Annotated in this window: 7 protein-coding genes; all 7 read right to left on the bottom strand. The window is 47.7% G+C overall.

Features of this window, described 5'->3' with window-relative positions:
• Nucleotides 1–600 precede the first annotated feature (600 nt).
• Entirely contained in the window at nt 601–1,383 is a 783-nt protein-coding gene (locus AC58QT_RS16295; protein ID WP_497409914.1) for an alpha/beta hydrolase, read from the bottom strand.
• Nucleotides 1,384–1,428: 45 nt separating this feature from the next.
• The gene (locus AC58QT_RS16290; protein ID WP_497409913.1) at nt 1,429–3,753 is read right to left on the bottom strand and encodes a helix-turn-helix domain-containing protein; all 2,325 of its coding nucleotides are present in this window, start codon (nt 3,751–3,753) and stop codon (nt 1,429–1,431) included.
• A 44-nt stretch (nt 3,754–3,797) separates the two neighbouring features.
• Nucleotides 3,798–5,432 (bottom strand): extracellular solute-binding protein, encoded by a 1,635-nt coding sequence (locus AC58QT_RS16285; protein ID WP_497409912.1) that lies wholly within the window; start codon nt 5,430–5,432, stop codon nt 3,798–3,800.
• A 59-nt stretch (nt 5,433–5,491) separates the two neighbouring features.
• Nucleotides 5,492–6,367, bottom strand: coding sequence for a carbohydrate ABC transporter permease (locus AC58QT_RS16280; RefSeq protein ID WP_497409911.1), 876 nt, complete (start codon nt 6,365–6,367; stop codon nt 5,492–5,494).
• A gap of 15 nt (nt 6,368–6,382) precedes the next feature.
• Complete coding sequence (locus tag AC58QT_RS16275) at nt 6,383–7,297, bottom strand: ABC transporter permease (RefSeq protein WP_497410042.1); 915 nt, start codon at nt 7,295–7,297, stop codon at nt 6,383–6,385.
• Nucleotides 7,298–7,527: 230 nt separating this feature from the next.
• Entirely contained in the window at nt 7,528–8,583 is a 1,056-nt protein-coding gene (locus AC58QT_RS16270; protein WP_497409910.1) for an SGNH/GDSL hydrolase family protein, read from the bottom strand.
• A 28-nt stretch (nt 8,584–8,611) separates the two neighbouring features.
• Entirely contained in the window at nt 8,612–11,590 is a 2,979-nt protein-coding gene (locus AC58QT_RS16265) for a polysaccharide lyase family 8 super-sandwich domain-containing protein (protein WP_497409909.1), read from the bottom strand.
• Nucleotides 11,591–11,747 lie beyond the last annotated feature (157 nt).

The following is an 11,747-nucleotide window of genomic DNA, read 5'->3' as shown; positions in this document are numbered from 1 at the left end:
AACATGCAACTTAGTGAATTTTTATAAAAATTGTTAGTTTCTGAGGAGGTTGTCTCTCCTTACAAAGGTAAAGTTACATGCGATTTCAAATAAAGGTGTGGCATAACGTTATTTGCTACATACATATGTTCTGTGAATATATAGCATTACGAAATAACGCTATTTCGACCAAATGGAGTGGAATTTATCCATTTAGAGTGAAATAACGCTATTCTATAACGTTATTCTCCCGTATTCTCTACTAAACTAATAATTAAGATGTTTTCATAACGCTATTTTGCAAACGAGGTTCATCTCTATGTCATGGAAGCGATAAGTTATCTCGAGTTGCAGAAGTTTCCGGTTGTTTTCTAAATTTCAAATGTTTATAGGATATTCAGGATAAACAGTTAATCGACAGTCTCGAAAATACAGTTAACCTTTCGAATTCAAGGATTTCTCATCAAATAGATGGAGAAAATCCAGTTAGATTGCGGTAAGTAGGTTGATTACTCACATGTCATTAACGAAAATAGAGGCTGTATCCAAAGTCAAAAGTGACTTTGGATACAGCCTCTAAAAGTTTACTCTGACTTATTAATTAACCACACTACCAGTCCCTCAGCCTAGCGCAAACTCTTGCTGAAGGAAAGCTAGAATCGACTGAATGGACTGCTGCTGCGCATCTGAAGTAATACCATAGCTGAAGCCGTGCTTCACGCCCGGCAGAGCGATTACTTCTGCGCGTGATCCTGCCTCAATCAGCTTCTCGGCAAAAGTGCGTACTTCCACCAGAGGCGTCGTGTTATCTTCATCCCCATTCAGGATGAGGAATGAAGGTTCCCCTCCCGATATCCGATCAATCGGAGAGCCTTCGCGATACCGCTCTGGTGCGTCCGATTCGGGGACAGCCATAAACTTTAAGACAAACTCCTTGTCGACATGGAGCGTCGTCACCGGACAATAGAGGGCTACCGCATTCGCACGTGTATCCGTCATAACCAACTCAGCCGTTCTTCCCAGCTCGTCATCTGGCTGAATCAGTGCCAACATCGCGGCCAAGTAGCCGCCAGCCGATGATCCAGCTGACGCTATCTTCGCCGGATTGAAGCCTAATTCGTCTGCGTGGACGCGCATATACTGCATCGCCAGCCTCGCGTCCTCCAAGGCGGCGGGATACGGCTTTTCTGTGCTCAGTCGGTATTTCATCGATGCGCATACAAAGCCGTGCTCCGCAAACCAAGCTGCGACATCGCGGAACTGCTGCTTGTCTCCCTTGGCCCATCCGCCGCCATGAATGAAGAGAATAGCGGCGCCATTCTTGACCCCATCCGGTAAGAATAAATCCAAGACACGCGTCTCTGGCATCTCTGTGCAATAACTAACATCATAGTGTACTGGCAATATTGTTCACCTCGATCAACTTTTTTTCTTGTAACGACCTACCAACTAAACAAGCATTCGAAATTTTCCCGGCGTAATCCCTTCGTATTTCTTGAACGTCGTAATGAACGAGGTTGCGGAAATAAATCCGACTCGCCCCGCAACCTCCTCCATGTTCAGCTCGGTTTCCTTCAACAGCTCCTTGGCTTTATTCAGCCTGACCCTGGCGACATAATCGACAAATTTCTCCGACGTGTAGTCCTTGAAGATGCGGCTGAAATGGCCCATAGACATGCCGAGTTGTCGCGCGAACTGCTCAAGTCCGAGATTTTCTGCGTAGTGCTCGTGGATATACGAGATGACCTGCTCCAGCTGCAACGATCGTTCTTCCTTGCTCTCCGCTTCAGCCAGCATCGTTCCGCAAGCTTCGGAGAAGACGAGCTTGAACTCCTCCAATTCCACACACATGGACAACTGTTCCAGCAGCGCAGGATACGTCTCCAAATTGACTTCGACGCCAGCTGCCATGCTCCCTTCTCGGATAAAAGCGTTGAGCATATCCCGTGCGAGCTCCTTCGTCTCCTTCAGTGTATATTGCTTCCGTACGCTTTCGTCCAGCAGTTCACAGCTATATCGGACAAGTCCAGGTCGATCCATCGTCTTGACCAGATTCGTGATTCGACTTAGCTCTTGTTGGGTTAGACAGCCGTCAAATGAGCTTCGCTCATGCTTCAAGCCTTCACCCGTCAAGATATGTTCCAGTTGCGATACCGGCTTATTCTCTAACAGATCTGCCGCTTGGCAGTACGATTCGTACAACTGCTGAGGCTGGTGCGCGACAGCGCCAAGCGAGATGACGCTGCGGAAATAGACCGCGAACGGCTGCAAGATCTCCTGGATGAGCAATGCATCCTCTGCGCCGCTTCCCCCTTCCGGCATCAGCCGAATAACGCAGACAAGCTGGGTTTCCGTCGGCTGTGTGAACCAGATACGCCCGGACAAAGCGGCTGCGATTTTGCTTCGCAGTTCTGTGCTATGCAGCGTCTTCTCACTGACGCTCGTCGTCCGATGCGTATTCACATCATAGAGCAGCTCGATAATCAGCACGCATTTAGGTACGTTTTCGTACAAATTAAAGCCAATCTCTTTCGCGTACTGTTGAACAAGATAGGGATTTCGCCACTCTCCGGTCACAATTTTCCCGACAAAATGTTCGTGAATAATCGGCTCGACCGCCCGCAGCGTGACCTCCATCTCACTACTTCGATTCAGTAGATGATTGGACCATTTCGAGATCATATGCAGCTCATCTTGCGCTCCGTCCGGCGCGTCCTGCTTGTATTCAGGCATGAGTTCGAACTTCGATTTGATGCGGTAAATCGGCGACGCCATCCGGCGGCTTAAAAACCCGGAGACCACCAACCCGATGACCGTGAAGCCAAGCAAAAACCAGATCGAGGCCGTCCGCATCAGATTCGCGGACTTTCGCAGCTCGGATAGCTTCGTTAGCGTCACGTAGTACCAATTGTTCAACCGTGAGCTGACGTAAGATACGTGAACCTTCGTTCCATCCAGCTCGACAATGCCTGAACCGCGTCCGCTCGCAGCGACCAAACTCTCTACTTGCAAGACGCTCATCTCCGAATAACCTGGTGTCATCGCGATAACGGAATGATTGGCCACATCCAGAATGGCCGTTTCTTTGCCGAGATCAGCCTCCAGCGTAATGTCGGACTGCAGCGACTGTCCTTGAAGATCTGCGACCAAATACACCTCCGGCGTGTCGGAAGCGATCGGATAGCTCATCAGCAGACTGACGCCCGGAGACGAGGCTGCCACCTCTCTGTTCAAAATATCATACCGCTGAATATTCAGCTTAGGGGTGAACGTCATCCGGTGTTTACCGGTGAACAACTTGGTCAGCTCCGCTGCGGACAACCCCTTGTACACATGGCGATAAGTGAAAAACGTGTCCTTAGGAGACACGCCGTTCTTATCAATGACAAGCTGTTGTTCTGGAAAATATAGAAAAGCATGGCTGAGCTGATAGGCGTTCTCGATTGTAGCCAGCTCCCGGTAGATTTCTTTGATCGTATCCACCCGCTCCACCTGATCAACCGCTTGCGGACTTGCTCCGTATTCGCTGAACTTGCTGACGAAGTAGGAGCCTGCCATCTGAACCATATCTTCTCGCAGATTGAACAGCATTTTGTCCGTGCTCTGCGAGAAGCTTTGCAGCATAAGGAGGTCCGACTTCTCAACCTCACTGTCCATCATGCTTACCATGTACGTATAGATCAGGAAACACGCGGAAATGGCAGGCAGTAAGATCAAAATGATGTAGCTCGAGAAATATTTCCAGAATATCCGGCCTTTTCTCATTTTCCACATGTTCCGGGTTCCTTTCATTCCTAGACACAATTTGAATAAAGTGCCTATTTCTTCAATGCTCTTTGCAGCTGCTCGTTATACATCTTGATCAGATCATCGCTTCCGAGCTTTTTGCACTGCGCGATAAAATCAGTTAAAGCGGCGTCCGTTATCGGTGTTTTCCCCATGACGAACTCTGTTAACTTCTGCTCGATATATTTTTCGAGACTCGGAAGCTTCGACTTTTCAAGACTCAGTTCAGCTTCTGTCGCTACAACTGAAGGAGCAGGGTCAACCGCTGACTTGGCGTTCATTGCTTCGAGTTCTTGTAGCTTCTTGGTCATCGGAGGCTCAGCATCTCTACCTTTGTTCACATAATTCATCATCGGAAAGTTGTTATAGCGAACCCCAAATTCCGTTTTTAATTTGGATTGAATGGCTGTCGGAATCGTTCCAAATGCCGGCATATACTGTGCTTTACCATTCACCTTCTGGTAAGTAACGCCCTCTGCACCCAGCATGTAAATATCCGATCCTTCATCACTGTAGAGATAATCGAAGAACTGTACAGCAATTTCCGGATTCTTAATATTAGCGGATAACGCAACAGATACGGGAGCGTTCACTTTCGCTTTGATCAGTTGGAAGGGTCTCATGCCAGGTGCCGCCACAGGCGTCATACCAACCATGTTATATTTTGCGTTCGGATCTGCTTTCACGGCTGCATCAGTAAAGATATCGATGCGGCCTTTATTGTAATAGGTCATGAAGGAAGTGCCTGATTGCACCCGTTGCTCCCAGTTCTGCGTTTTCATAATGGCAAATTCCTGATCGAGCAGCCCTTCTGTATACAGCTTGTTTAAGTACGTCAGCATGCTTTTGTACTGTGGATGGCTTGGAGCGAATTCGTATTTCTTATTAAACGGATTATAGCCCAGCGCAGACGTCGTTTCTGTAAACATCGTTGTAAAAACGTTAAACAAACTTGGGACGTTGGAGCCAGCTGCCGCCGCATTCTGTGTAATAAGGGGGGATGATTTCGGATATTTCTCCTTCATCGCCTTCAGCATGCGATACAGTTCGTCCGTATCCTTCGGCGCCTGCAGACCAAGTTCCTTCATTATATCGTCCCGTATCATCCAGGAATAACTCAGCCAATTCGGTTCACTCAAGCCTGGCAGCGAATAAATACCTCCGTCCCCTGCCGTCGCCACAGCTGTAATATCCGGAATTTCAGACATCAGCTTTTTCACATTGGGCATCAACCCTTTGTCGATATACGGCTTCAAATTTAGAAACACTTTATCAGGACCTGCTTTAAGCGCATCCGTCTCGTTCACTAAGGAGAAGTCAGGCACGTTATTCGTCGCGATAAGCAGTTTCTTCTTCTCTTCGTAGCCCGTCGATGGGACCGGTTCGAACTGAATGTTTACGTTTGTTTTCTTAGCTAGCTCCTTGAGAACGAGCCAGTCATTCTTGACGGGAATATCCGCCACCTCACGAATTAGAAATTTGTACGTCACCGGCGAAGCGCTAAACGGTAAATTCAGCCCCCCAGTACGGGGATTGCTCTGTGCACTTGGCGTCGCAGCAGCATCTTTCTTCGGTGTCGCTTCCTTTGTGTCAGTACAACCTGCGATCAGTGTAACGGTTGCGGCAACGGCGGTGACGCCTGCCAGCCATTTGATTGCTTTGCCCATTTTTACATAGACCTCCCATAATCAATTATATGCTAATTTAAGCCCCGCTTCAGTAGTTTCTACCCTTTAATGCCGCCAATCATGCTTCCTTGTACGAAATATTTCTGGATAAAAGGATACACAAGTAAAATCGGCAACGTCGCAAAAATGATCGTGGAGTACTTTACGGTCTCCAAAATGTACACATCGGCATCCTGGTTACTTGACACCTGCGAAGCTGCGGAGCTGGAAATGACGATATTGCGCAGATGAATCTGCAAGGGATACATTTGTTTATCGGACAAATAGATAAGCGCTTCGAAGAATGAGTTCCACTGACCAACTGCCGTGAATAAGGCAACAGTCGCCATAATTGGTGCAGACAAAGGAAGGACAACCCGGAACAACACACCCAGCGCACTGCAGCCGTCCATTGTAGCCGCATCCTCCAGCTCTTCTGGAATTCCTTCGAAGAACGTTCGCATCAGAAATAAGTACCACGTACTAATTAAGGATGGAATTATTAAAGCCCATGTTGTGTTGATCAGACTGAGTTGCTTTACCACAAGGAACGTGGGAATGAGTCCTCCGTTGAACAGCATCGTGAAGGCGATCAGCAGCATAATCGTGCGCCGGCCAAGCAGCCTCTTTTTAGCTAGTGGATAAGCTAGCATGGCCGTGAAGATAAGCGTAAGCAGCGTCTGCAATACCGTATATTTAATCGTGTTGTAATAGCTGATCCAGATATAGGGATCCTTCGCGACGAGCCGATAGGCTTCCAGCGTGATTTGCTTGGGGAACATGATGACTTCCCCTTTGACGACTAAACTTGGATTGCTGATGGAAGCCGAGAGCACATAAAGAAACGGGTATACCATCAGCATCATAAGTGCGAGCATTACGAGCACATTACATACATCAAAAAGCTTAGAGCCAAAGCTCGTCTTCATTTTCATTGATTCATCCCTCCGCTACCATAAGCTTGTCTCCGAATACTTCCGAGCCAGCCGGTTAAAAGCAACCACCAGAATCAGCCCAATGACCGATTGAAACAGGCTGACTGCCGATGCGAAGCTATAATCGGCATCTAGCAGCCCTCTTCGGTACACAAAAGTGCTGATGACATCTGCTTTATCGTAGACGAGAGGGTTGTAGAGCAGAATAATTTTCTGAACGCCTAGTTCGAGAATGTGCCCAATTTTAATAATGAACAAAATAATCATGACCGGAATCATCCCGACAAGCGTCACATGGCGAATTTGCTGCCAACGGTTCGCTCCGTCAATCTTAGCCGCTTCGTACAGGGTAGGATTGACTCCAGCGATAGCAGCCAAATAAATAATCGTGTCCCAACCGGCCTTTTGCCATAACTCGGACGCGATATAGATGGGTCGGAACCATTGCGATTCCCCGAGAAACATAATCGGCTTGATTCCGATCGCCTGAAGCAGATGATTCACGATACCAGTCGACGGTGACAAGAAATTAACGATAATACCGCAGATGACGACAGTTGAAATAAAATGCGGTAAATAGCTTATCGTTTGTGCCAGCCTTTTAAATAGCGCGAAGCGAAGCTCATGGAACAGAACTGCCAACAGGATAGGCGCCGGAAAGACAACCAGCAGCTCTAGCGCATTCAAAACGAGTGTATTGCGAATGAGCACCGCTGCATCCGGGGAATCGAAGAACGCTCGAAAATGCTCAAACCCTACCCATTTGCTTCCCCATACCCCTTTAGAGATGGAGTAGTTTTGGAAAGCCATCAACAAGCCATACATCGGCACATACTTGAATATCAAATAAAACAGCAGCCCAGGAATCATCATGATATATAGCACGCGATCCCGGTTGATCGTACGGAAGACCAGCTTCATCCCCACTATCTCCTTATTCCTTTTTATCATTCGTTGGTCACTCCCCGATCGGATAGCCCTATCATAGCGGGTTGCCGAAAAGGATGTAAATCTTCGATATTTTCGTGGTTTTGTTTTTTTGCATAGCAGATCGAGGGCTGTACGGCGCAAAAAAACGTGATTAGCAAAAAAGAAAAGCACCTTTATCGCACAGTATGCTGTGGGATAAAGGTGCTTTGTCTATCGGTCTACTTCGCCATCTACAAGCGACTTTGCATTTCCTCCGCTAATCGTTGACCCATCAGAATATGACCATAATCCGATGGATGAATGAGATCTCCTGCCAATGCGGAGAAATCCGTCAATATCGTTTCCCCTTCTAGCAGATGTAGATTCGGCAGATCAAGCTGCTGATGAATGCTTCGGAGCGCCTCTCGGAACTCGCGATTAGCGACTGTCAGCGGATGAGAACCATCACGTAAAAAGTCTGAGCTGTTTGGAAACATATTTAGGAGGAAAATCGGTTTACCAGGATGATTGACCGCTATTTGTTCGACAAGATAACGCGCTCTCCCCGTAAATTCCTCGACCGTAAAATGTCCCCTCATGTTCACGCCTAATTCCAGCGTCGCTATTTCCCAACCATTATGAGCCGCTAGGAAATCGGCCGCTTCCGGCTCACATAGACAGGCTCCGCCTAATCCTTTATTCAGTACATCAAGGCCCAGCCTTCTAGCCGCCTGTTGAATGTAAGCCTGATGGTGCAGCGTAGCACCTGATCCTTGCGTAATGGAAGACCCGTAGGCAAGCCATCGACGTGCCGGAATTTCATGAGTAAGCGGCGGACGGTGTCCATGCCCAAATGTATCCAGTTCATGAAACGCGACCTGGAATCCAGGCCCGCCTAGATAGCTGCGGCTGACGAATATCCGCCACACATCTGGCGAGAAGCGCCCATCTTGACGCAGCGCTTCGGGGCGCACACCAGCAAAATCTGCGGGTACTTCCAGATGGAGCGTTTTCGGTACACCAGGCTCAAGCTGATGCACCGAGTTGACATAATCGCCGTTGTACACGACGATATCTCCTCCTGTAATAGGTGCGGATAACGTAATCCGAATAACTGGTGCTTCGGTGACAAACCGGATTTCGCAGCCTGTTGACATGGCTGCGATGAAACGGCCTCTTTGGTCGCCAGAACGACCAAGCCGGTGGCGTACTTCCTTCGGATAACGCTGCAAAATGTGCCCTGAGAAGGTAGTGGACGGTTCCAGCTCTTCTACATTATGAAATTGGATTTGTTCAAATATCACCATATCGTCTCTCTCCCTCTTCTCCATTTTTCTATTTATCAAATAAGGCTTTGAACGTTTTTCCTTTGGCCCCGCTGACATTCACTGTGACTTTAATCGTCGGACTTAACTGAGTGACGGTAACTGCAGGATCACTGGAGACGAGACTGCTAGCACTGCGGTTGATTTCGAGCTGAATGGTTCCTGTATTCGCTTGTGTCGGGTCAGAGACCGTAAGCTCAATATCGTTCGCCGATTCTAGGGTCAGAACGGATGCTTTCTTGTTGCTGGTTAAAAATGCAACACCACCGACGTTGATCGTTGCAGCCGTATCCGTCCAGAAGTTAGCACCTACCACATTAAGGCTCGTTTCCTTAACCGCTTGAGCGCTAGTTGAATTTTCTAGCACCGCAATGTCAGGACTTGCGGCGTAGTTGCTCACCTGTGTGCTGGTTTTGTTCGGGAGCAGCACATAAGCATAGTTGGCGTTGGAAGGATTAGAGCCGTGATCCAGCCACATCGTTAGGAAATTGCGGGTCAGAGAAGTATTGTCAATGCTTTTGGCATACGTATTCATGCTTGCCCACGTGCCAGTTCGCGCTTCCCGTAAACCTTTGACCGTTGCTGAACCTGGAAAATAATAACCGATATCCGAATTAGAACCATTGCCGGCAAGATGCATCCAATTGACCCCAGTCATCGTTTCGGACCAAGATAGCGAAGTAGATTTCGCTGTATTATTGACGGTCAAAGCGTTATTTCCCGAGCTGTTAATCTTACGATTTTCAATCGTTGTTTCTATCGTCCTGTTGTCTGTACTCGTGATCCCGGCTCCCAACGAGATGATCTCATCATCAAACATAAACCATGATTTTTTGGCTGTCAGTGTATTGTTATAACTATCCAGTTCCATACCCGATACACCATACGAACCGTTTGTCGTGCCGCCGACCCAATTTTTACTGCTGGTGTATCCCTGCCCGGAGGAATTTCCTCTGGTCTGTGTATCTACCGTTGTTCCTGGAAGTCTGTATTTGTTCACAAGCCCCCAGTATTCATCACTGTACTGTCCGAGGTCTTGATTATATAGATAGGTCATGCCGTCCCCGGTGTACCATCCTTTAAGGTTCTCGTTATTAATGGATTCGTAGTTTTTAATCCGACTTGAGGACATGGCTAAAGCAAATCCAAATCCAGGCCGCACATGTATGGCACGGTCCATGGAGGCGAAGATCTTGGTCGTAATCAGCTCCGCTCTAGCAGTGACACTGGTGTCACCTACAATTTCCTTGGCTTTGCTAATATGATAAATGGAGCCAGCATTGGCATAATAATTGTGGAATGTATCTTGCTGTATCCAATACTTCACCATGCTTTTATACTTAGCCGCATCAAGGGATGGAGCAAATTGAGACAGCTGCAAAATAGCGCTAATCGCTTCATTACCTACAACATGATCCTGAGTTTCACGCCGCGAAATGCCACGCCCTCTGGACATATCCATCATAGCGCCTTTATAAATAATAGGCTCAAACGAATCGTATACCCATTTGTACAAGTTCTGTGAATTGGTGCTGGTTACGGCCCATGTCGAGCCATCCAGGACATACATGAAGGGAACGATTTCCCGCAATAGTGAATTGCCATAGCCTCCTGTATAGGCAAATCCTGTATGCTGAATGAACGAACCATCTGTATAAAAGCCGTCACCACTCGTTACATAGTCGAACACTTGTGTGAGCGCATCGCGTCCCGCCGCGATTTTGGTGCTGCTATCGACAAGGATGCCCCGAATACCAACAACCTTGGCTTTCCAGACCCGATTAGCCCCAGTGGCCGTCCCTCCGTTAGCCGTTGTCGCACTTGGCGAAAACTGATTCACCGCATTCATATAGTTCGTAATTTGCGTGGAACTGAGTTGATCATACAGAAGCGTCGTCGTGTTGTTAAGTGTCAACGGCGTTCCGATCTCCCAATCGAACCAATTCCCTGTTTTGGTCTTGGTTTCATTGTATTTGTTGGCATACAGCCAATCGAGACCTCCGATGATATCCGCTAATAAGCCGGTATTGTGGTAAAGACTAGAGCCGATTGAGGCATAGGCCAAGGCCATAGCTTCTAAGCGCTCATAGGATAACGTCATATAACTGGATTTCGTATTGGCTACCGAAGTCGTTCCATCATCTAGATCGGGCCACAAATAGGTGCGGCCTGATGACGTGTTCATCGTGGTTTGATAATCGGATGCCGTTGTCGTCAAAGCGGTCAATTGCGCAGCGATATCCGAATCCGTTGTCGAATAAACCCCGCCTGTCAAAAAGCTCCGCCATTTGTTTCTTAAGTCCTCGTACTCACTAGAAGGTGCAGTTATGGCGTCTGCGGAAATATTATCCCAATAGACAGTGCCAGTTTGTGCGGTGGACGTGGAAACTTTAACGTCCGTCAGAGTGCTTACCGCATTTCTCAAGCTTTGGTTACTGCTTTTCAATACGCCATCGATGTATAAGTCAAAGGTATCGTTACTGGTACGGGCTACAATTTTGACATGGTACCAGGTGTTGGCAGAGTACGCTTGAATGGTCGTCTTGGTAGCGCCATAATACGTGTACACATTGCCGGTTTCATCAAATGCAACCGTCACCGCCTGCAGCCCGGAATTGCCGCTCAGGTAGAATGCGCTGAGCATATTCGTTTGCGCTGACATGACATCGAATTCGACGGTGTAGCTATCGCCCGATACGGAAAAAGACTTGGAAGCTTCAATTTTCTGCGACGTGCTGGTATCCGTTAATTTCAGGCTTTTATTCACACTGTCCGGTATGTTGGCAACAAGCGCAGTGCCGCCAGTTCCTGTAAGGGTCCAGCCAGATGGTGCGGCACCCGTCGTGCCAGCATTAAAGTTCTCATTGATGGCTGCGGCGAAAGCTGTACGCGAATCCGTGAAAGCGCTGCCAACACTTAGTAGCATGACGGCCCCTACCATAAGACTAATTGTTCTTTTGGATACAATCTCATGCATGTTGAATGGCATGAACAAGCCTCCTCTTCGTTTACTTAAAAGTAATCTCGTAGTGAACCCGCTTAATCGGAAATCAACTCCCTTACAATAGAGGTACCACTCCTAAGATAAAAAAAAGAGACTGTAGAAACAATAGTCGGATCCACGAATGAATCCTCTAATCGTCCAA

The organism is Paenibacillus sp. J31R109 (genome assembly GCF_059692055.1).
This window is presented reverse-complemented; position numbering and strand designations above follow the sequence as displayed.